This is a genomic window from Nocardia sienata NBRC 100364 (assembly GCF_001613205.1).
GTDB classification, from domain to species: domain Bacteria; phylum Actinomycetota; class Actinomycetes; order Mycobacteriales; family Mycobacteriaceae; genus Nocardia; species Nocardia sienata.
Window position 1 is genome coordinate 205,905 of the sequence record NZ_BDBX01000003.1, and the last position, 25,236, is coordinate 231,140.

Sequence of the window (25,236 nt, forward strand, 5' to 3'; positions counted from 1 at the left end):
ATGAATTCGAGATCGGCCACAGCTGTCGTCCACGATCGTGATCTCATTCCGTTGTCGCGGGCGCAGTACAGCATGTGGCTGGCCGATAATCTTCCAGGCCGGCCGAACGTCAATATCGCACACTACGTCGATATCGAGGGCGAGGTCGATGTCGACCTGTTCACCGAGGCAACCAATATCGCTGTCCGGGAGACCGAATCGCTCGTCGTGCGGGTGGTCGAATACGAAGGTCGACCCTATCAATTCGTGGACCGCAGCATAATCTGTTCCGACGCCCTGCTGGACCTGTCCGATGCCGACGACCCCTACGCCGCGGCAATGGAGTGGATGCGCCGCGACTACAGCACCAAGGCCGTCGATCTCGGTCGTGACCGGCTCTCCGTCACCAAACTCATCAAGATCGGCGAGCAGCGGTACCTGTGGTACGGACGCGCACATCATCTGATCATCGACGGATACGGCGCATTCAATTTCATCGGCCGGGTCAGCGAGCACTACAACGCGATCCTGGAGAATAGACAGCCGCCGCCGCTGGTGGCGGCGGACCTCCGGACCATCGCCGAAGCAGATCGCGCGTACCACGCGAGTCCGCGCTTCGAATCCGACCGGGCGTACTGGCGCGAGAAGGTATCCGGGCTCCCCGCACCGGTGAGTCTTTCGGGGCGAGCCGCGCGCTGGAGTGACAACGATCATCTGGCGGTCCGACAGCTGCCTGGCCGGCTGTCGGAGTTGTTGGAGCAGTTCGCGGAGAAGCAGCGGGCCTCGTCCGCCCAGGTGGTCATCGCGGCGTTCGCCGCCTTCCTGGCCAGGATGACCGATTCCGACGACGTGGTGCTGTCGATGCCGGTGAGCGGCCGGGTGACCCGGCGGCTGCGGCACGCCGCCGCCATGCTGGCGAATATGGTGCCGATCCGATTCGAGGTGACGCCGCGGACCACGGTCGAGGAACTGGTCGGCGCCGCGGTATCCGAACTCGTCGCGGCGATCCGGCATCAGCTCTACCGATTCGAGGATATGCGCCGTGATACGAAATTCGCCGATACAGCGGCCAATTCGTTCGGCCCGGTCGTGAACATCCTGTTCTTCGACAGCGAGATCCGCCTGGGATCCGCCGTCGGGCGTTATCGCGCTCTTACTTCCGGCGCGCTCGACGATCTGCAGCTGAACCTCTACCGGCCCGGCGCGGACGGCCCCCTGTACCTCGAACTGCACGGCAACCCGAATCTGTACAGCCAGGACGAACTCGAACTGCACACCACGCGGTTCGTCGAATTCCTGCGGCGTCTGCTGGAATCGCCCCTGGACACTCCCGTCGTCGATCTCCACCTCGTCGATCCAGCGGAAGAGCAGCGCGTTGTCGGCGAACTCGCGGGCCGCGACGGTGTGGTCGCGGAAACGACGTTGGTCGGCCTGCTCACCGAGCAGGCCGCGGCAACCCCCGACGCGGTCGCCGTGACCTGCGGCTCGACCTCCCTGACCTACCGGGAGCTGGACGAGCGGTCGAATCGGTTCGCCCGCACCCTCCTCGCGCGCGGCGCCGGGCCGGAAGCCCTGGTGGCCGTCGCGATGCCACGGGACGCGGACCTGATCGTCGCCACCTTGGCCGTGCTGAAATCGGGGGCGGGATATCTGCCCCTGGATATCGCCCACCCCGCCGACCGGCTCGAATACGTGCTCGCCGATGCCGGGCCGGTGCTGGTGGTCACGAAGCCCGCACTACGCCGGAGCGTCCCGGGCGATCCCGACCGCATCGTCGTATTGGACGATCGCATCGGATCCGACGGCGACAGTACGCCGGTCACCGATGTCGAACGGTCCCGCCCGTTGCGACCGGACAATATCGCCTACGTCATCTACACATCCGGCTCGACCGGTCGCCCGAAAGGCGTGCCGATCTGCCATCGCGCGGTGGCGTCGTACCTGATCAATGCCTGCGCCGAGATCGGGGTCCGGGCCGGCGACGTGTGGACGCTGTTCCACTCCTTCGCGTTCGACTACTCGGTGTGGGAGATCTTCGGGCCGTTGGTTTCCGGGGGCCGCGTCGTGGTGATGGACACGGCGACCACCCGGTCGCCCGACGATGTCGTACTTCTGGTGGCACGCGAAAAGGTGACTGTTTTCAACCAGACGCCCTCGGCGTTTCAGCAGTTCGCCGCCGCCCGGGAACGATACGCGGCCGGCGGGGAGGCCGAGGGGCCGTTGGCGTTGCGGTCGGTGATCCTGTCGGGAGAGCGCCTGGATCCGGCGGGACTGGCCGCCTGGTACGAACACACTCCGCGAGTGCCGGTCGTGGCCAACAGCTATGGGATCACCGAGACCACTGTTTTCGTCACCTATCTGCCGCTGACCCCGAAGTCGGCGGTGCCGGGGGCCGCGAGCGCGATCGGCACGGCTCTTCCGGGACTGCGCACCTATGTGCTGGACGGGCGGTTACGACCGGCACCGCTGGGGGCCTGGGGTGAGATCTACGTTTCGGGGGCACAGCTGTCGCGGGGATATCTCGGGCGACGCGCGCTGAGCGCGGCCCGTTTCGTCGCCGACCCCTTCGGCGCACCGGGGGCGCGCCTCTATCGCAGTGGGGATATCGCCCGCTGGAACCACCGGGGCGAACTGGAATATCGCGGCCGGGCCGATCAGCAGGTCCAGTTGCGCGGGTTCCGGATCGAACTCGACGAGGTCCGTAATGTGCTGCTGGCCGACAGCGCGGTGGCGACTGCGGTCGTGGTCGTCCATCGCCCCGGTACGGAGGCGGCGCGGCTGGTCGCCTATGTGGTGCCGGCCGGCGGTCCGGCCACCGGCCTCGTCGACACCCTGCGCGACCGGGTGGCCGCGATCCTGCCGGAGTACATGGTGCCGGCGAGTGTCGTGGTGATACCCGAACTGCCGTTGACCGTCAACGGCAAGATCGATCACCGGGCCCTGCCCGAGCCGGTGTTCGATTCGGCCGCCGCCTACGTCGCGCCGAGCACTGTGGTCGAGGAGACGATCGCCGACGTGTTCGCCGAGCTCCTCGGCCTCGAACGGGTCGGCGTGTTGGACGATTTCTTCGACCTGGGTGGCAATTCGCTCACCGCGACCAGCGCCGCCGTCCGGATCGGCGAGCTGACCCGCTGCGATGTCTCGGTGCGCGATCTGTTCGGGGCGCCGACTGTGGCCGGCCTCGCGGCGCATATCGCGGCCGGACACCGCTCCGCCCGTCCCGCCCTGCGCGCCCTGCCGCGGGTGGACCCGATCCCGCCGGCCCCGGCCCAGAACCGGATGTGGCTGATCAACCAGCTGGACCCGGACTCGGCGGCGTACAACATCCCGCTGGTGGTGCAGCTGACCGGCCACCTCGATGTGGCGGCCCTGCGGACCGCGCTCGTCGACGTCCTGGATCGGCACGAAGCGCTGCGCACTGTTTTCCCTGCCGTCGAGGGGGCGGGTTCCCAGGTCGTATTGCCGGCCGAGGCGGTGGTCGCCGGTCTGGATCTGATTCCCGAGATCGCGGACGGCGCGGATGTCGAGAATCGGATCACCGACCTCGCCGCGCAGGGTTTCGATGTGAGCGTCCGGCCGCCACTGCGCGGCGCCCTGTTCGCGTCGGCCGACCGGCGCCGGCACATCCTGGCCGTCATCCTGCATCACATCTGCTGTGACGGATCGTCGCTGCGGCCGCTGTCGGCCGATCTCGCGACCGCCTACGAGGCCAGGGTGCAGGGCAAAACGCCGGACTGGCAGCCGTTGCGGGTGCAGTACGCCGATTACAGCGTCTGGCATCGCGATCTGCTCGGTGACGAAACGGACCCGGATTCGCCGGCAGCCCGTCAGCTGAAGTACTGGGCGAGTCGATTGGCCGGTAAGCCGCCGGTGCTGGAATTGCCCACCGATCGGGCCCGGCCGGCCCAGCGGTCGCTGCGCGGCGACCGCACCGAGACCGTGATCCCGGCCGAGGTCTTCCGCGGGATCGAGGCGCTGGCCCGGTCGGCGAACGTCACCACCTTCATGGTCGTGCACGCCGCGCTCGCCGTGCTGCTCGCCCGGCTGTCGGGCTCCGACGACATCACCGTGGGCACTGCTGTGGCCGGCCGTGGGGAGCACGCGCTGGAGCCGCTCGTGGGGATGTTCGTCAATACGGTGGCGTTGCGTACCGAGGTCCGCCCGGGCGAATCCTTCACCGGCTTCCTGGCGCGGGTGCGCGCTGTCGATGTGGACGGCTTCGCCAACAGCGACCTGCCCTATGAACGGGTCGTGGAGGAGGTCGACCCCCGGTGGTCGGCCGCGCACGCCCCGCTGTGCCAGGTGTACCTGGCCTTCGAGAACATGGAACGGCCCCGCCTGGAACTGCCCGGCCTCACCGTGGAGGTGCTGGACCCGGGGGCGGGAACGGCGAAGGTGGATCTGGTCGTCACCGTCGCGGAGAACGCTTCCGACGGTGGCGATGTCGCGCTGCACGTCGAGTATGCGACCGACCTGTTCGACCGGCGCACGGTCGCGGAATTCGCGGCTCGGTTGAACCGGGTGCTCGACGCTGTCGTGACCGAGCCGGACATCCGGGTCGACGCGGTGGATGTTCTCTCCGAAGCCGAACGGGCCGGACTCGTCCCGGCCGTGGGAGCCCCGGCCGAGACGCCGCGGCTCCTGGCCGAGGTCCTGGCGGTACCGGACAGTGACGCGGTAGCTGTGATGGCGGGCGACCGGTCGGTCACCTACGGCGAACTGGACGGGTGGTCGAACCGGATAGCCCGCGAGCTCATCGGGCGAGGGGTGGGCCCGGGCGACCACGTCGCGCTGGTGATGGGCCGTTCGGTCGAATTGGTGGCCGGTATGCGGGCGGTGGCGGTGACCGGCGCGGCCTTCGTCCCGGTGGACCCGCGGAATCCGGCCGAACGGATCGCGCTGATGCTCGAGGACGCCGAGGTCCGGATCGCGGTGACGGTGGAATCCACGCGGGCACTGCTGCCCGAGTCGATCACGCAGCTGGTACTCGACGATCCGGCCACCGTGGCCGCGCTCGCTGCCGGATCGGCGGCGCCGGTGACCGATCGGGAACGGATCCGGCCCTGCCGTGTTCTCGATACGGCGTACCTGCTGTACACCTCGGGCTCGACCGGCACGCCCAAGGGCGTCGCGGTCACACACGAGGGTCTGGCGAACTTCGCCGCCGAACAGCGTGAGCGCTATCGGGTGGAGCCGTCGTCTCGGGTATTGCAGCTGGCCGCACCCGGATTCGACGCGGTCGTCCTGGAACTGCTGATGGCGCATGCGAACGGTGCCGCGCTCGTCGTCTCGCCGCCGGATGTCTTCGCCGGCGCGGAACTGGCGGAACTCATCCGCGCCCGGCGGGTCTCCCACGCGTTCGTGACGCCGAGTGTGCTGGCGACCATGTCCCCGGCGGGCCTGGACTGCCTGCGGGTGCTCGTGGCCGGCGGCGAGGCGGTCCCGGCCGAGACGGTGGCGACATGGGCGCCCGGCCGGGAATTGTTCAACGGATACGGTCCGACCGAGACCACCATCATGGTCGCGATCAGCGATCCCTTGTCGGTGGGCGACCGGGTGACGATCGGCGGCCCGATCCGCGGTATTGAAGCCGTGGTCCTCGACGCGGGGTTGCGGCCGGTGCCGGTCGGGGTGACGGGGCACCTCTTCGTCTCCGGTGTGCAATTGGCCCGCGGCTATCTGCGGCGGCCCGCGGCCACGGCGGCCGCGTTCGTGGCCGCGCCCTTCGGTCCGCCCGGCACCCGGATGTACCGCACCGGCGACCTGGCGCGCTGGACCGCGGACGGGACGCTGGAATACGTCGGTCGCACCGACTTCCAGGTCAAGATCCGCGGCCAGCGCATCGAGCTGGGCGAGATCGAGACCGCGCTCGCCGCGCATCCGGCGGTGGCGGTCGCGCATGTGGTGGGTGTCGCCGGCGAGCACGGCGCGCGCTTGGCCGCCTACGTGGTGCCCGCGGCCGCCGGGGTGGATACCGCGGAGTTGCTGGCGTACACCGCCCAGCGCCTGCCGGCGCATATGGTCCCCGAGGCCGTGCTGGTGCTCGACAGATTGCCCCTCTCCTCGGTCGGCAAGATCGATCGCGCCGCGCTGCCCGAGCCGGTGTTCGGTGCGGCCACCGCGGAATTCGTCGCGCCGCGCGACAGCGTGGAACAGACCGTGGCGCGGGTGTGCGCGCAGGTACTCGGTGTCGAGCGAGTCGGCGCCTTCGACAGCTTCTTCGACCTGGGCGGCAACTCGCTGTCGGCCACCCGGGTGGCCGGTCGGTTGAGTGCCGAATTCGGTGTGGATATCGCACTGCGCACGGTGTTCGACGCACCGACGGTCGCGGCCCTGGCCGATCGGCTGCGCACCAGCGCACCGGCCGGCCGGCAACCACTCGTGCCGCAGCACCGGCCGGAGCGGATCCCGCTGTCACCGGCGCAGACGCGGATGTGGTTCCTCAATCAATTCGATACGGCCTCGCCGCTGTACAACATCCCGCTGGTGTTGCGACTGTCGGGCGATCTCGATGTGGCGGCCGTACAGGCCGCCCTCGCCGATGTGCTCGGCCGGCACGAAGCGCTGCGCACTCGCTACCCGGACAGCGACGGCGGACCACACCAGGTGATTGTGCCGGTGGCGGACGCCTGGGTGCCGCCGGAACCGGTACCGGTGGCGGCCGACGCCGTCGAGTCCCGGATCGTCGCGGCGACCACGGCCGGGTTCGACGTCACGCGCGAGGTCCCGTTCCGGGTCACCCTGCTGCGCAGTGCCCCCGGAGACCACACGCTGGTCCTGGTCGTCCACCACATCAGCTTCGACGGCTCGTCGCTGGCCCCCCTCGCCGCGGATCTGATGGCCGCTTACCGCGCCCGGCACCGCGGCCACGAGCCGCAGTGGGCGCCGCTGCCGGTGCAATACGCCGATTACACGCTGTGGCAACGGGAACTGCTCGGAACCGACGACGATCCGCACAGCCCCACGGTCGCGCAGACCGAGTACTGGCGCACGGCTCTCGCCGAGCTGCCCGAGGTGCTCGACCTGCCCACCGACCGACCCCGCCCGGCCCGGCAGAGCTTCCGGGGCGCGACGTATTCCACCACGCTGCCGGCGGATCTCCACCGCGACGTGATCGCCCTGGCCCGCCGCCACGACACGACCGTGTTCATGGTGATGCACGCCGTCTACGCCGCGCTGCTGGCGCGCTTGTCCGGCACCGGTGACATCGCCGTCGGAACCCCGATCGCCGGCCGCGGCGAACCGGGCCTCGACGGCCTGGTCGGTATGTTCGTCAACACGCTGGTGCTGCGGACCCGGGTCACGCCCGATGCGTCGTTCGCCGCGGTCCTCGACCAGGTCCGCGCCGCGGATCTGGCCGCCTTCGAAAATGCCGATATCCCGTTCGAGCGGCTGGTCGAAGTGCTCAATCCGCCCCGGTCGACGGCGCACGCGCCGCTGACCCAGGTGGGGTTCTCGTTCCAGAACATCGAGATCCCGGCCGTACGGATCGACGGCCTGACGGTCACGGCCCGGATGATCGATCCGGCCGTGGCCAAATACGATCTGCACCTCAATCTGGTCGACACCTTGTCCGCCGAGGGCGGAGCCGGGGGGATGGCAGTCGAATTCGGTTATGCCACCGACCTGTTCGACGAATCGTCGATTCGCTCGATCTTCGACCGCTACCAGGTGCTGTTGCGCGCGGTCCTCGCCGATCCCGCCGCACCCGTCGGCGATATCGATCTGCTGACCGGGGCCGAGCGGCGGGCACTGGCCGAGCGGTCGGCCGGCGCGCGCACCGTCGCCGGTCCGGCGACCGTGGCGGACCTGTTCGCGGCACAGGTCACTGCCACCCCGCGGAATACGGCTGTCATAGACGCCGCGACCGGCGAACGACTGGACTACGGGAACTTCGGGCAGCGAGTGAACCGGCTGGCGCGCGCGCTCATCGACCGGGGTGCGGGGCCGGGGACCGTGGTGGCGGTCGCCATGCACCGCTGCGTCGACCTGCTCACCGGCCTGTACGCGATCCACGCCGCCGGTGCCGCGTACCTGCCCCTGGATCCGGAACATCCGGCCGACCGGATCCGCTCGGTCTGCGCGACCGCCCGGCCGGTCGCAGTGCTCACCCGGGGTGACGACATGGATCTGCCGCCCGATGTGCCGCGGTGGCCGATCTCCGAGTTGTCGGCGGCCGGGGGCGACCCGTCGCCGGTCACCGATGCCGAGCGGATCAGGCCACTGCATCCCGACGATCTGGCCTACGTCATCTACACCTCCGGTTCGACCGGCGTCCCCAAAGGTGTTTCCGTCCCCCACCGGGCGGTGGCGAACCAGCTGTGCTGGATGCGCGACCACTACGAGCTCGGCGATTCCGATGTGATGATCTGGCGTACGCCGGTGACCTTCGACCTGTCGGTATGGGAACTGTTCTCCGCTGCCGTATGTGGTGCGGCACTGGTGGTCGCGGACGCCGATGCCCACCGTGACCCCAGGGTGCTGGCCCGGCTGCTGGCCGAATTTCGGGTGACAACAGTCGATTTCGTACCGTCGTTGCTCGCCGCGTTCCTGGCGACCGCCCAGGATCGCGGGCTCCCGGACCTGCGGCGTGTCCTGTGCATCGGCGAAGCGCTTCCGGCCGAGACGGTCCGGCGCTTCACCGAGTTCGGCACCGCGCGTATCGACAATCTGTACGGGCCGACCGAGGCCGCGGTCAGCGTCACCTCCCACCGTGTCGAGGACGTCTCCGGCACCGCTGTGCCGATCGGCGTACCCGAGGCGAATGTGGTGGTCCGGGTGCTGGACGCCCGGCTGCATCCGGTCCCGGACGGTGTCACGGGCGAGCTGTACCTGGGCGGGGTGCAGTTGGCCCGCGGATATCACGAACGCCCGGCGCCGACCTCGGCCTTCTTCGTCGCCGACCCGTCGGGCACCGGTGCCCGGATGTACCGCACCGGTGACCTGGTGCGCTGGGACTCCAGCGGCAACCTGCACTACGTGGGCCGAGCCGACACCCAGGTGAAGCTGCGCGGTCTCCGGATCGAACCCGGCGATATCGAGGCCGCGCTGGTGGCCCACGCCACCGTGGACGCCGCGGTGGTACAGGTGCGCACCGATCACGGCGAACAGCGTCTGGTCGCCCATGTGGTCGCGCCGTCGTCGTGCGACACCCAGGAGATCCGCGCGTCGCTGCGGGAACTGCTGCCCGCCTACATGATTCCGGCCACGGTGATCCGGATCGATTCGATTCCGCTCACCGCGAACGGCAAGGTCGATCATCGGGCGCTGCCGGCGCCGGACCCGGCCCTGCGCACGGCCGAGTTCCGGGAGCCGCGGGGTCTGGTCGAGCAGACGGTGGCGGGTGTCTTCGGCGAGTTGCTCGCACTGCCGCGCATCGGGGCCGGGGACGATTTCTTCGAGCTGGGGGGTAATTCGCTGCTCGCGACGCGGGCGCTGAGCCGTATCGGCGATATCCTCGAGGTCACCGTCGCGGTGCGGGTGATCTTCGAGGCACCCACCGTCGCCGACCTCGCCGAGCGCATCACCCGGTTGCGGGAGGTACCGAGCCTTCCCGCACCCGCGCCCCGCCCGCGCCCGCAGCGGGTACCGCTCTCGCCGGCGCAGACCCGGATGTGGTTCCTCAACCAGTTCGATCCGGCGGCCGCCGGATATGTCGTTCCGCTGGCGATCCGGCTCGACGGCGTACTCGATATCGGCGCGCTCACGGCCGCTGTCGGCGATGTGGTCGAGCGGCACGAGAGTCTGCGTACCGTGTACCCGGCCGTGGACGGTGTTCCGGCCCAGGTGGTGCTCCCGGTCGAGGAGGTCGCCGCGCACGGAGATCTCGTCGGGGAACCGATCGCCGAGTGCGAACTGCCCCGGCGGCTGGCGACGTTCTTCGGCGGCACCTTCGATGTGGCCCAGGGCGTGCCCGTGCGGGTCGGGCTCTTCCAGCTCTCCGAATCGGTGTGGGTGCTCGCGCTGGCCGCGCATCACATCAGCTGTGACGGTTTCTCGGTGGCACCGCTGGCCGCCGATCTGATGACCGCTTACCGGGCGCGTTCCCTGGGCGGCCGGCCGGGGTGGGCGCCGCTGCCGGTCCAGTTCGCCGATTTCGCGCTCTGGCAGCGTGAGGTGCTCGGGGCGCCGGACGATCCACGGTCGCGCAGTGCGCGCGAGATCGCCTACTGGCGTGCGCGGCTCGCGGGAATCCCCGATGTCCTGGATCTGCCGTCCGATCGGCCGCGACCCTTGCGGCGCACCCAGCGCGGCGCATTCGTCCAGGTAGCGATTTCCGGTGACCTGCACCGGAGAGTGCAGACGTTGGCGCGCCGCGGCGGCGCCACCACGTTCATGGTGGCGCATACGGCGCTTGCGGTGTTGCTGGCCCGGCTCTGCGGTGGTGACGACATCACCATCGGCGTGCCGCACGCGGGCCGCGGGCACCGCTCGCTCGACGGTCTGGTGGGCATGTTCGTCAACACACTGGTGATGCGGACCCGGGTCGCGCCGCATCAGACCTTCCGGGAACTCCTGGAACAGGTCCGGCGGGCCGATATCGAAGCCTACGACCACGCCACCGTTCCGTTCGAACAGCTGGTGGAAGTGTTGAATCCGGTGCGTTCGGCCGCGTATACGCCGCTGTTCCAGGTGATGCTCGCCTACCAGAACATGGACCGGGCCCACGTCGAGCTGCCGGAACTGACCGTGGACGATATCGACCCCGGCGACGATGCCGCGATCTACGACCTGCTGCTGATGATCTCGGAAGGGCACGGCGCCCACAACGAGCCGGTCGGTATGACGCTGCGCCTCACCTACGCCACCGACCTGTTCGACGAGGACACCGCCGCGCGGTTTGCCGCGCAGTTCGTCCGCGTACTCGAGGCCGCGGCGGCCGATTCGAATGCGGCGGCCGGCGATATCGACCTGCTCGACGCGGCCGACCGGACAACGCTCCTGCACCGGTGGAACGCCACCGGCGGCCCCGTCGTAACCGGCAGAACCCTGGTCGACCTGTTCGACGACCAGGTCGCCCGCACCCCGGCCGCGCCGGCGCTGCGCGGGGAGACCGGGGATGTGCTGACCTACCGGGATTTCGACCGCCGTGTGAACCGTCTCGCCCGCTGGCTGACCGACCGCGGTGCCGGACCGGAAAACCTTGTGGCCGTATCGATCCGGCGTTCCGTCGACCTCGTCACCGCGCTGTATGCCGTGGTCAAGACCGGGGCTGCGTTCCTTCCCATCGACCCGGACCATCCGGCCGCGCGTATCGGCCGGGTGCTCGGGGCGGCCCGGCCCGTGCTGGTGCTGACCACATCCGCGGACGAAGGGGATCTGCCGGCGGCGTACCCCATCGAGGCGATCGATCAGGCCGACCTGAGCGACTACAGCGATGTCCCGATCACCGATGCGGACCGCCGGGCGCCGCTGCGTCCGGACAACGCGGCCTATGTGCTGTTCACCTCTGGTTCCACCGGCCTTCCGAAGGGGGTCGCGCTGACCCATGCCGCGACCACGGCGCAGCTGGCCTGGGCGCAGCGGCAGTGGCCGCACGACGGGTCCGATGTGGTGCTGTACAAGACCCCCGTCACCTTCGATATCGCGGTGTGGGAACTGTTCTGGCCGTTACAGACCGGCGCGCAGCTCGTGGTCGCCGCTCCGGGGGGCCACCGTGACCCGGCCTACCTGGCGAAAACCGTCGCCGAACACCGGATCACCACAGTGCATTTCGTCCCGTCGATGCTCGATGTACTGCTCGACACCACCGCTGCGCCGTTGCCGTCGGTCCGCCGGGTGTTCGTCGCCGGTGAAGCGCTGGCCCAGCGCACCGTCGACACGTCTGCGCGGATTTTCCCGAACGCCGAGGTCGTGAACTGGTACGGGCCGGCCGAGGCCGAGGTCGTCACCAGCCACCGGTGCCTGCCGGGGGAGGGCTCACGGGCGACCGTGCCGATCGGGCGGCCGGTCGCCGGCATGCGCGTCCATGTCCTGGACTCCCGGCTGCGACCCGTTCCGTTCGGCGTGACCGGCGAACTCTACGTCTCGGGTGTGCAGACGGCCCGCGGTTACCACGGCCGCCCCGACCTCACCTGTGCCACGTTCGTCGCGCACCCCTTCGGCGTACCGGGGGAGCGGCTGTACCGCACCGGCGACCTGGTCCGCTGGACGAAGTCCGGCGATCTGGAGTTCACGGGGCGCGGCGATTTCCAGGTCAAGGTGCGCGGGCAGCGGGTGGAGCCCGGTGAGATCGAAGCCGCGCTGTGCGCGCTGCCGGAGGTCGCCCGTGCCGTCGTCGTCGCGACGACGGAACGGATCACCGGTTACGTGACGCTCGTCCCCGGTGCCGAGGCCACGGGCCGCGAGCTGCGTGACCGGATCGCGCGTACGCTCCCGGCCTATCTCGTGCCGGCCGCCGTTCAGGTACTGGCGGCGATCCCGCTCACCGCCAACGGCAAAGTGGACCGCGCGGCGCTGCCCCGGCCGGTGTTCGAGGACCGGGCCGAACACGTGGCTCCGCGCACCGAGCGGGAAACGGTGCTGGCGCGCATCGTCGCCGGCTTGATCGGAAACGAGCAGGTGAGCGTGACCGCCGATCTGTTCGAGATCGGTGTCGACTCGCTGTCGGCCGCGCGGATCGCCGCCCGCGCCGAGGCGGCGCTGGGTGTCGAGGTCGGCATCCGCGATATCTTCGACGAGCCGACGATCGCCGGCCTGGCGCACCGGCTCGCCACCCGCACCGGCGGCGCCGCCCTCCCACTCACCGCGCGCGAGCGTCCGGCGGCCGTCCCGCTGGCGGCGGCGCAGCGCCGGATGTGGTTCCTCAACCAGTACGACACCGGATCCGCCGCATACAACATCTGCTTCGCGGCCCGGCTCAGCGGCGCGCTGGATCTCGCGGCGCTGCGCGCCGCTTTCCGGGACGTGATCGTCCGGCACGAGCCGTTGCGGACGATCTACCCCACGGTGGACGGCGAGCCCTGCCAGGTCGTCCTGGACGCCCCGGCCGCCGGGTCCGATCTGCTGCCGGAGGCCGAACCGGTCGCCGACGAGGCCGAACTGGCCGACCGGATCCGGCGGGTCGCCGAAACCGGCTTCGACGTCGCGGTCTCGGTGCCGGTCCGGGCCGGGCTGTACCGTACCGGGGGCGGGGAACACGCACTGGTCGTGGTGGTACACCATATCGCCGCCGACGGCGCCTCGATGCCGGTGCTGGCCCGTGATGTGTTCACCGCCTATACGGCGCGTACGCGCCGGCAATCGCCGCGGTGGGAACCGATGGCGGTCCAGTACGGCGACTACGCACTGTGGCAGCAGGAGCGCCTCGGCGTCGAGGACGATCCCCGATCGCTGATCTCCCGGCAGATCGCCTACTGGACAGACGTACTCGGCGACAGCCCGCAACTATTGGATCTGCCGACCGACCACCCGCGCCCGGCCACCGTCACCTCGGCCGGTGGCAGTGTGCGCTTCGCTATCCCGCCGCGACTGCACGACGCGATCGTGCGGCTGGCGCAGGAGGAGGGCGTGACGACCTTCGTGGTGCTGCACGCGGCCCTGGCGATCCTGCTCGCCCGGACGGCGCACACCGACGATGTCTCGGTCGGGACCCCGGTCGCGGGCCGGGGCCACGAGGCGCTCGACGATCTGGTCGGAATGTTCGTCAACACCGTGGTGTTGCGTACCCGCATCGACGAGGACCGGTCGTTCCGCGCACTGCTCGCGGAGGTACGCGATGTGGACGTGGCCGCCCTCGCGCACGCCGATATCGCCTATGAACGGCTCGTCGATGTGCTCGATCGTCCCCGGTCGACCGCGTACACACCGCTTTACCAGGTCATGTTCGGGCTGCAGAACACCGGGCCGGCGCGGTTCGACCTGCCCGGAGTGGACGTCACCCTGCTCGACCCCGGGATCGCACAGGCCAAAACCGATCTCACCGTGCTGTTGAACGAGCGGGCCGGCGGCGAGCGGTCCGCGGGTATCGACGGCGAGATCGTCTACGCCACCGATCTTTTCGCCCACCGGACCGCGCACGCGCTCGCCGACCGGTTCGTGCGCATTCTCGAGTCGGTCACCACCGACCCGGCCCGGGCGGTCGGTGGTATCGATCTGCTCACCGCGACCGAAGCCGAAGACCTGGTGCCGGCGATCGGCGACGAGGCCGAAACCCCGGGCCTGCTGCCGGATCTGCTGGCCGCGGCGGTCGCCGCGCACCCCGCGCGGGTCGCGTTGATCGGGGAGACCGAAACACTGACCTACGCCGAACTCCACCGGCGCACCGACCTGCTGGCCGGCTATCTGAGGTCGCGTGGCGCGGGCCCCGGCGTCCATATCGCGCTGGCGATACCTCGCTCGGTGGACTACCAGATCGCCATGTGGGCGATCTCCCGGACCGGCGCCGCCTTCGTCCCGGTGGATCTGCGGTATCCGCGGGCGCGGGTGGCCCATATGATCACCGACGCCGGCGTCGCCTTCGGCCTCACGGTCGCGGCCGCGGTGGCCGCGTTACCGGACGGGGTCGGGTGGTCGGTACTCGACGATCCGGCCACTGCCACCGAAATAGCCCGGCAGCCCGGTCTTTCCGCGAGTGCGTCGGCGCCGCGGCGTGCTCGGATCGAGGATACGGCGTACCTTATCTACACCTCCGGTTCCACCGGCAATCCGAAAGGTGTGGTGGTCACCCACGAGGGGCTCGCGAACTTCGCCACCGCCCAGCGGGTGCGCTATCGGGTGGACCGGACCGCACGGGTGCTGCATGTAGCGGCACCGGCTTTCGACGCGGTACTGCTCGAGGCCTTGATGGCCTGTGCGGCGGGTGCCGCGCTGGTGATCTCGCCGCCGGACGTCTTCGGTGGCGCGGAACTGGCCCGGCTCATCCGCAACCACCGGGTATCGCATGCCTTCCTGACCCCGAGTGTGCTGGCGACGGTATCGCCCGCGGACCTGGAATCGGTGCGGGTGCTGGCGGTCGGCGGTGAGAGGCTGCCGGCCGAGCTGGTCGCCACCTGGGCGCCGGGGCGCCGGCTGCACAATATCTACGGTCCGACCGAGACGACCATTGTGAGCACGATGAGTGCACCGGTGCGTGCCGGTGACCCGATCGATATCGGTAGGCCGATCCATGGCGCGCAGGCCGTCGTCCTGGACGCCCGGTTGCGGCCGGTACCGGTCGGTGTGCCGGGTGAGTTGTACCTGGCGGGCCCCGGGCTCGCGCGGGGATATCTGAACCGACCGGCGCCGACCGCGGGCGCGTTCGTGGCGAATCCCTACGGTGGGGCGGGATCGCGGATGTACCGGACCGGCGATATCGTGCGCTGGACCATCGGCCACACGCTGGAATACGTCGGTCGCAGTGATTTCCAGATCAAGATTCGTGGCCAGCGCATCGAACTCGGTGAGATCGATGCCGCGCTGGTGGCGCAGTCCGGTGTCGCGTCGGCGGTCACGGTCGCACGTCCCGGTCCGGACGGCCGGCCACTGCTCGCGGCGTATCTCGTGGGTGAGCCGGGCACGCAGCTCGACGAAACCGTGCTGCTGGACCGGCTCGCGGGTGTGCTGCCGGCCCATATGCTGCCCGCGACGATCACCGTCCTGGACCGGATGCCGCTCGCCTCGACCGGCAAGGTGGACCGAAGGGCACTGCCGGAACCCGTCTTCGAGGTGCGGGAGACGGACGCGGTCGCACCGGCCACCGATACCGAACGTACCGTCGCGGCCGCGTTCGCGGAGGTCCTCGGGGTGCCCTCGGTGGGAGCGACCACCTCGTTCTTCGCGCTGGGCGGCGACTCCATCATGTCGATCCAGCTCGCCGCGCGGCTGCAGGCCGCCGGGGTGGTCGTCCGGGCCCGCGATATCTTCGAACGCCGTACCGTCCGGGCCCTGGCACAGGTCGCCGAGACCGCGAGCCGGGTGACGGCGGCGGAACTGCCCGGCGGCGGGGTCGGGGATATTCCGAGTACCCCGATCGTGACCTGGTTCGGTGAACGACTCGGCGCGGCCCGCGGATTCGCCCAGTCGATGCTGGTGCGGCTGCCCGGGGACGCCGCCGTCGCCGAGGTGACCGCGACGGTGCAGGCTCTGCTGGACCGGCACGATATGCTCCGCTCCCAGCTGCGCGACGGCTGTCTGCGGGTGCTGCCGGCCGGTTCGATCGATGCGACGGAAACTGTTCTCGTGCAGACTTTCCGGGCCGGTGAGGCGCCGGGCAGCGATGGTTTCACCGCGGTCGCCGAGGCCGCACTGGCGACGGCCACCGCACGGCTCGATCCGGCCGCGGGCCGGGTGGTGCAGATCGTCTGTCTGTTGCCGGCGGCCGGGGTCGCGGCAGAGGGCCGGGCCCTCGTCGTGATCCACCACCTGGCCGTGGACGGCGTCTCGTGGCGCATCCTGCTGCCCGATCTCGCGACCGCCTGGCAGCAGATCGGCGCGGGCCGGGTCGTGGACCTGCCCGCCCCGGGGACCTCTATGCGCCGCTGGGCGCACGCCCTGACCGACGCGGCGGCGGATCGAACCGGTGAACTCGACCTGTGGCAGCGGATGAGCACAGCACCCGACCCCCTGCTGGGGCGGGCGGCACTCGATCCGCGCGTGGACACCCAGGCGACGGTCCGGCAGCTGAAGGTCTCCCTGCCGCCCGAGATCACGAGGGCTCTGCTGGAAGTGGTGCCCGACACTGCCCGCGCCACGGTGGACGACGCGCTGCTCGCGGGACTCACGGTCGCCCTGGGGCGCTGGCGCGCACGGCGCGGTAGTACCCATCGGGGCGCGAAGATCCTGCTCGAGGGCCACGGCAGGGAAGAGCAGCTCGTCCCGGGCGCGGACCTCTCGCGCACCGTCGGCTGGTTCACCAGTGCCTACCCCGTCGCGCTCGATCTGGCCGGGGTCGACTCCGGCGATATGCGGGCGGCGGTGAAAGCGGTCAAGGGTCAGTTGCGGGCGATTCCGGACAAGGGGATCGGCTACGGTCTCCTGCGCTATCTCGATCCAGCCGCCGGACAGCGGCTGGCGGAGGCACCGGAGCCGCAGATCGCCTTCAACAATCTCGGGCGGGCCGGTGTCGATCTCGCCGCGCTGTCGGAACTGGCCTGGGTTCCGACCGGTGAGGAATTCGACCAGCGCGGCGCTTTCGACCCGGATATGCCCGCGGCGGCGGTGATCACGATCGATGTGCACACCATCGAATCGGCGGCGGGCCCGGTGCTGTCGGCGCAGATCGGCTACGCCGCGCGGTTGCTGGACCACGCGGAAGTCGCCGAACTCGCCGGCGACTGGATCGGTGCCGTCGGCGAGATCGCCGCCGCGGCAGTCAGCGACGACGACTGGGGCCTGTGCCCCGCCGATGTTCCGCTCGTCGCGGTCGGCCAGTCCGATCTGGATGTCTTCACCGACCGCTACGGTCCGCTCACCGATGTGTGGTCGCTGGCGCCGTTGCAGGCCGGCCTGCTCTTCCACGCCGAACTTGCCGCGGGCGGACTGGATGTCTACACCGCCCAATCCGTGCTGACCCTGGCGGGCACGGTCGACGAGGACCGGCTCGAACGGGCCGCGCGAGCGCTTCTCGACCGGCATCCGAACCTGCGCGCGGCCTTCACCCGGACCGCCGACGGCGTGGCCGCGCAGGTCGTTCCCGCCGCCGCGGCGCTGCGCTGGTACCGCGCCGAGACCGGTGGGGACACCGACGAACTCGACCGGTTGATCGAAGCCGAACGGGCCGTGGTGTTCGACCCCGCCGATCCGCCGCTGCTGCGTTTCCTCGCGGTGCAGGTGGGGCCGAGGGAGGTCCGGCTGGTGCTGACGGCGCACCATCTGCTGCTGGACGGCTGGTCGCTGCCGCTGCTGTGCCGGGAGCTGATCGGACTCTACGCGGTGGGCGACCGTATCGATCTGCTGCCGGCCGCGGCGTCCTACCACGACTATCTGGTGTGGCTGGACGGACGCGATCACGCGGCCGGCGTGCAGGTGTGGCGCGAGGCTCTGGGGGAGTCGGTCGAACCCACACTGATCGCGGACCCGCATACGGCGACCGTCGCCGAGATCCCGGTCGACCTGCCGGTGGTCCTCGACCGCGACACCACCGGGCGGCTGGCCGAGTTCGCCCGGGAGCGCGCGGTCACGATGGCCACCATCGTCCAGTTCTCCTGGGCGGTGGTGCTGGGCAACCTCCTGGGTACCGAACGAGTGATCTTCGGTAGCACCGTCTCCGGCCGGCCCGCCGACCTGCCCGGTGTGGAGTCGATGATCGGGCTGTTCATCAATACCATCCCGGTAGCGGCCGACGTGAGCCGCACGCGCACCGTCGCCGAACTACTCGCTCGTCTGCAGGCCGACAGCACCCGGCTGCTCGACCACCACTATCTCGAACTGTCCGAGATCACCGCCACCGCGGACACCGCGCACCTGTTCGACACCCTGGTGGTCTTCGAGTCCTATCCGGTCGACAGCAGCGGGCTGGGCGATACCGATATCGACGGGATGCGGGTGCTCTCGGCCGAGGGGCGCGACGCTGCGCACTACCCGCTGCTGGTCCAGGCACACCAGACCGATGAACTGCACGTCCGGGTCCGCTACCAGCGTGCCCGGGTCGACGATCGGACGGCGGCCGATCTCGCTGCCCGGCTGACCCGGGTGCTGCGTGCGATCACCGTCGCTGCGGACAGACCGCTCGGGGCGATCGATCTACTGTCGACGGACGAACGGACGGAACTGGTACCGGCCTCGGGCGGCAGCGCGGAGGCACCGTGCTCGCTGGCGGAACTGCTCGCGGCGGGAGCGGACCGCGATCCAGCGGCCGCGGCCCTTGTCTCCGGCGAACAGACGGTTTCCTACGCCGAACTGGATGCCCGCTCCGACCGTTTGGCGCGCATGTTGATCGACTGGGGCGTCGGCCCGGGCGACCGGGTGGCGCTGGCGCTGCCCCGGTCGGTGGAGTTCGTGGTCGGCCTGTGGGCGGTCACCAAAACGGGTGCCGCGCTGGTACCGGTCGATTCCCGCAACCCGGCGGAGAGGGTTGCGCTCATGGTCGAACACGCCGGTATCCGGGTCGCGCTGACGAACCGATCCGCGCGCGGGTTGCTGCCGGATTCGGTGCGGCCGATAGTTCTCGACGACCCGGAGACACGGGCGTCCATCGCGGCGTACGCGTCGGGCCGGATACCGGACACGGACCGCGTGCGCACTCTGCATCTGCGGGACACGGCCTATGTGCTCTACACCTCGGGATCGACCGGGTTGCCCAAAGGTGTGACGGTGACGCACGAGAGTCTGGCGAATTTCGCCGCCGAGCAGCGGAGACGTTTCGCCGCCGACAGCGGTGCGCGGGTGCTGCAGGGTTCGGCGCCGGGGTTCGACGCGCTGCTCCTCGAGATACTGCTGGCGCACAGCAACGGAGCGGTGCTGGTCCTGCCGCCGTCGGAGGTGTATGCGGGCACCGAGCTGGCCGAATTGATTCGCGCACAGCGGATATCGCACGCCTTCCTGACCCCCAGTGTGCTGGCGACGATGTCCCCGGAGGGCCTGGATTCGCTGCGCGTGCTGGTGGCCGGCGGGGAGGCGGTGACGCCGGAGACGGTGGCCGCCTGGTCGCCGGGCCGGTGCCTGCTGAACGGGTACGGACCCACGGAGACCACCATTCTGGCGTGTATGAGCGGACCGCTGCGTCCCGGTGTCGCGGTGACGATCGGCGAGCCGCTGCGCGGAGTGGAAGCGGTAGTGCTGGACGCCTGGCTGCGGCCGGTGCCACCCGGTGTGGCGGGAGAGCTGTATCTCGCGGGCGTACAACTGGCGCGCGGCTACCTGGGCCGGCCGGTGACCACGGCGGGAGCATTCGTGGCCAATCCGTTCGGTGCGGCGGGAACGCGCATGTACCGCACCGGTGACCTCGTGCGCTGGACCCACGAGCGCACCCTGGAGTACCTCGGGCGCCGGGATTTCCAGGTGAAGATCCGCGGACAGCGCATCGAGCTCGGTGAGATCGAAGCCGTCCTCGCCGGCTGCCCCGGTGTCGATCGGGCGGTTGTCGTCCTGCGGCCCGACGCGCGGGGCCGCAAACGGCTCGCCGGGTACCTCGCCGGCGCCGCGTCGCTGGACCTCGAGGCGGTGCGGGCGTCGGTCCGCGACCGGTTGCCGGCGCATATGGTGCCCGAGGCCCTGACAGTGTTGCCCGCGCTGCCGCTCACCACGAGCGGCAAACTCGACCGGCTGGCTCTCCCGGCGCCCGAATTCGGCGCCCGCCGTGCGTGGGTCGCTCCGGATACCGGCGCCGAGCGGGCGGTGGCGGAGGTCTTCGCACGCGTCCTGGATCTCGACCAGGTCGGCGCCACCGACAGTTTCTTCGACCTGGGCGGTAACTCGCTGTCGGCCACCCGGGTGGCGGCGCAGTTGAGCGCCGCGACCGGCGCCCGGGTCGGTGTCCGGGAACTGTTCGAGGCGCCGACGGTTGCCGAGCTGGCCGCGCGGCTGGCCGGTCTCGGCCGCGAGCACCGGATACCCCTGCAGGCGCGGACCCGCCCGGCGCGGGTGCCGCTGTCCCCGGCCCAGCAGCGGATGTGGTTCCTCAACCAGTTCGACACCTCGGGGGGCGCCTACAACATTCCACTGGTGATCAGGCTGACCGGCGAGCTCGATATCGACGCGCTGCACCGGGCCTGCGCCCTGGTGGTCGAACGCCACGAATCACTGCGGACCGCGTTCCCCGTGGCCGAGGGGGCCCCCTATCAACTGGTGGTACCCGCCGGCGCGGTCGTGCCGGAGCTGCGGCCGGTTCCGATGGCCGAAGATCAGCTGATGCGGCGGGCCGTCGCGGCGGTCACCACCGGGTTCGACGTGACCCAGGCGCCGCCGTTGCGCATGGAGCTGTTCGAACTGGGCGAGGCCGATCACGTACTGATGATCACCGTGCACCACATCTGCGCAGACGGCCAGTCGATGCTGCCGCTCGCCCGCGATGTGGCGGTGGCGTACGAGGCGAGCAGACAGGGCACCGCTCCGGGTTGGCCGGCGCTGCCGGTCCAGTACGCCGACTACGCCCTGTGGCAGCACGAGATCCTGGGTGACGAGCACGATCCGGACTCCCTGGCGTCGCGGCAACTGCGATTCTGGAAGCAGACGCTCGGCGGGCTTCCCGAACTGCTCGAGTTGCCGACCGATCTGCCCCGGCCGCCAGTGGCGTCGCTGCGGGGGCACGTCGTCGAGTTCGAGGTCTCCGCCGAGCTGCACGCCCGGATCGGCGCGGCGGCCGGCGCCGGGAACGCGACGGTATTCATGGTGCTGCACGCCGCACTGTCGGTACTGCTGGCGCGGCTGTCCGGGGTCGGCGATATCGCGATCGGTACCCCGGTCGCCGGTCGCGGGGTGCGCGAACTCGACGATCTGATCGGTATGTTCGTCAATACGCTGGTCCTGCGGGCGAGAGTAAACGCGCGGCAGACATTCGCCGAATTGCTCGCCGATATCCGGGAAACCGATCTGGCCGCGCTGGCGCACGCCGACGTACCGTTCGAACAGGTCGTGGAGGCGCTCAACCCGCCGCGCTCGACGGCGCACCTGCCGCTCTACCAGGTGACGTTGGACGTGCAGAACCTGAGCGGGGCCACGGTGCGCCTGCCCGGCCTCACCGTCGAGCCGGTCGAGGACGGCTTCGAACAGGCCCAGGCGGATCTGAACGTGAAGCTCACCGAGCGGTTCGACGAAGCCGGCCGCCCGGGCGGACTCCTGGGCCGGTTGACCTTCGCGACGGATCTGTTCGTCGAGGAGACGATGCACAGGTTTGCGCGTGCCTATATACGGATCCTCGAGGAGGTGACGGCGGATCAGGAGGTCGTCGTCGGCGATATCGACCTCGTCGACGCCGTCCAACGGCGCGCGCTGCTCGACGCTGCCGGACACACCGGGACCGCGGTCGCCGAGACGACCCTCGCGCAGCTTTTCGCCGCGCGGGTCGCGGATCGGCCCGCGTCCGTCGCCGTGACCGACGGCCGCGCGACGCTGACCTACGCGGAGCTGGATCGGCGCGCGGGTCTGATCGCGGCCCGGCTGGCCGAGGCCGGTGCGGGTCCGGAAACGCTGGTGGCCGTGGCCCTGTCCCGTTCGGTCGACCTGGTCGCCGCACTACTGGCCGTGGTGCGAACGGGCGCCGGCTATCTGCCGCTGGATGTGGCCTATCCGGAGCAGCGGTTGCGGTTCGTGCTCGACGATGCCCGCCCGGTCGCGGTGCTCGCCGCGGCGCAGACGGTGGCGGCGGTACCCGAGTTCCCGGCTCCGGTGCTGCTCGTAGAGGACTGCGTGACAACAGCGGCCGCGGGTCCGGATCCGGCGCCGCCCCACGCGCGGCCGGGCAATACCGCTTACGTGATCTACACGTCGGGCTCCACGGGCCGCCCCAAGGGCGTGACAGTGAGCCATCGCGAAGCGGTCACCCTGTTCACCGAGATGCGTGGGCGTTTCGATCTCGGGCCCGGTGATGTGTGGACGATGTTCCACTCCTACGCTTTCGACTTCGCGGTGTGGGAGATGTGGGGTGCCCTGCTGACCGGTGGTCGCCTGGTGGTGGTCGACTACGAGGTGTCCCGTTCGCCGGAGGCCTTCGCCGATCTGGTGGCTCGCGAGGGAGTGACGGTCCTGAGTCAGACGCCCTCGGCGTTCTACGGATTCGCCGAGGCCGTCCGGGAGCGCCGGGCCGCCGGTCGTAACGAGCCCGAACTCGCGCTGCGGTATGTCGTGTTCGGCGGTGAGGCGCTGGACGCGGCGCGGTTGGCCGGATGGTTCGCCGCATACGAGCCCGGGTCACCCCGGCTGATCAACATGTACGGGATCACCGAGACCACCGTGCACGTGACATTCGGTGAGGTCACCGGACCCGACACCGCGGGGATCGGTGCGCCGTTGCCGGGTATGCGGGTCTACGTGCTCGATGAGCGTATGCGCCCGGTGCCCATCGGGGTCGCCGGCGAGATCTATGTCGCCGGTGGGCAACTCGCCCGGGGCTACCTGGGCGCCCCCGCGATGACGGCGGGCCGGTTCGTGGCCAACCCGTACGGGGCGGCCGGAACCAGGCTCTACCGGTCCGGCGACGTCGGCAGATGGCAGGAGGGCGAGGAGGGACTGGAACTGCGCTATCTCGGTCGCGCCGATGCCCAGATCCAGCTGCGCGGCTACCGTATCGAGCTGGGCGAGGTCGAATCGGCGCTGCTCCGGCATCCCGGTGTGGTGCGCGCCGCCGCCGCGGTCCACCGGCCCGAACACGGAATCGATCAGCTGATCGGTTATGTGGTGGCCGCCGAGGGCGGGCAGCTCGATTCCGCCGCGGTCCGGGCAACAGCCGCCGAGGTGCTGACCGGCTATATGGTGCCCGCGGCGGTCACGGTGCTGCCCGACCTGCCGTTGACGGTGAACGGCAAACTCGACCGCGCAGCCCTGCCCGCACCGGATCTCGGCAACACCACCAACGAATTCGTCGCTCCTCGAACGGGCACGGAGAAGGCGATCAGCGAGGTGTACGCCGAAGTGCTGGGTGTGGGGCGTGTCGGGATCTCGGACGGTTTCTTCGATCTGGGTGGCAACTCGCTGCTGGCGACCGCGGTGGTGCGCGAACTGAAGGGGCGAGGAGTGACGATCGCGCTGCCGTGGATGTTCGACGACGCCACGCCGGAGGCGCTCGCCCGCCGGGCCGACGAGGCCGAGGGTGAGTCGGGCCTGCAGGTGTTGCTGCCGCTGCGGGCGAGCGGGTCGAAGCCACCGCTGTTCTGTGTGCATCCGGCGGGTGGGCTGGCCTGGTTCTACGGCGGTCTCGTCGAACATGTGCACGCGCAGCGTCCGATCTATGGTCTGCAGGATCCACATGTGGTGGCCGGTGAACCTCCGGCGGAATCGGTGGACGGGCTGGCCGAGCGCTATGTGAACGAGATCCGGCGGGTCCAGCCGGACGGGCCGTACCACCTGCTCGGCTGGTCGCTCGGCGGGCAGATCGCGCACGCCGTGGCGGTCCGGCTCCGGCGCGCGGGCGCGGAAGTGGCGCTGCTGGTGCTGCTGGACAGTGCGGTGGATCTGTCCGGGGACGCCGCCGCGCCGGAGGCCGCCGGCGATCGGCCGCCGGGCCGGTTGATGGCGGATCTGCTCGGCGGCTGGCGGGAGCTGTTCGACCTCGGCGACGATGTCCGCGCCGACACACACGAGCAGGCCTGGGCAGTCGTCCGGGAACAGGTACTCGGCACCGCGATGTTCACCCCCGAGCAGGTGGACCGGGTGATGACGAGTTTCGAGACCGCCGCCGCGATCGCCGACGGGTACCGGCCGGGGGTCTTCGACGGTGACCTGTACTTCTTCACCGCCGGAAAGGACCACACCGATCACGAGGCGCTGGCCCGTTCGTGGCGACGCTATGTGACCGGGGAGATCCACAACCGGGTGGTCGATGTCCGGCACCTCGAGCTGAGCCATCCCGCGGCACTGACCGTGGTCGGTGCGGTAATAGAAAGGGCCGTAGCGCAATGCTGAACACGCAACAGAAGCTGAAACTCGACGATGGCAGAGTGGTCGACTGCCCGAGTCCGGCGGAGGCGAGGTTTCTCTGGAGTGAGATCACCTCGGCGGCCGGTTTCTACCGGCAGGCCGCCGCCCGGCTGCGGCCCGGGGATATCGTCCTCGATATCGGCGCGAACATCGGACTCAGCGCGATGCTGTTCGCCGATGTATGTCCCGGCGCCCGGGTGCTCGCGATCGAGCCCGTGCCGGCGACTTTCCGCTGCCTGGAACGCAATCTGCGCGCCTACGTCCCGCGCGCGGTGGCTGTGCGGACCGCTGTCGGCGCCGAATCCGGCGTCCATGCGCTGACCTGGTATCCGCATGCTCCGGCCAACTCGGGCCTGTACGCCGATCGCGCCGCGGACGACGAAGCCACCCGGGCATTCCTGCGCAACAGCGGACTCGACGACGAGGCCATCGATCTCATCACCGCCGATCTGCACCGGGGCGAACAGATCGATGTGGAAGTGACGACGGTGTCGGCGATCCTGGACGAATACGCGCCGGATGCCGAAATCGGTGTGCTGAAGGTCGATGTGGAGCGCGCGGAACTCGATGTGCTCCGGGGTGTCGCCCCAGGGGACTGGCCACGGATTCGCACGGTGGTGGCGGAGGTGCACGACACCGATGGGCGCCTGGCCCGGTGCCGCGAACTGCTGGGCGACCACGGGCTGACCACACAGATCCGGCAGGACCCGAACCTGCGCGGCACCGACCTGCACGAGGTCTACGCGAGCCGCGTCGCCTGACCCTCCG

The 25,236-nt window shown here is 70.1% G+C and carries 2 protein-coding genes; both read left to right on the forward strand.

The window, feature by feature from the left end:
• Complete coding sequence (locus NS4_RS02125) at positions 1-24,453, forward strand: non-ribosomal peptide synthetase (protein WP_084486539.1); 24,453 nt, start codon at positions 1-3, stop codon at positions 24,451-24,453.
• Entirely contained in the window at positions 24,447-25,229 is a 783-nt protein-coding gene (locus tag NS4_RS02130; protein ID WP_063057736.1) for an FkbM family methyltransferase, read from the forward strand. Before NS4_RS02125 ends, NS4_RS02130 begins: the two co-directional genes overlap by 7 nt.
• The last annotated feature ends 7 nt before the right edge of the window (positions 25,230-25,236 follow it).

Bases quoted from the DNA above. Each gene is read 5' to 3' on its own strand.
- NS4_RS02125 (WP_084486539.1), top strand. From the start codon at position 1: ATGAATTCGAGATCGGCCACAGCTGTCGTCCACGATCGTGATCTCATT.
- NS4_RS02130 (WP_063057736.1), top strand. From the start codon at position 24,447: ATGCTGAACACGCAACAGAAGCTGAAACTCGACGATGGCAGAGTGGTC.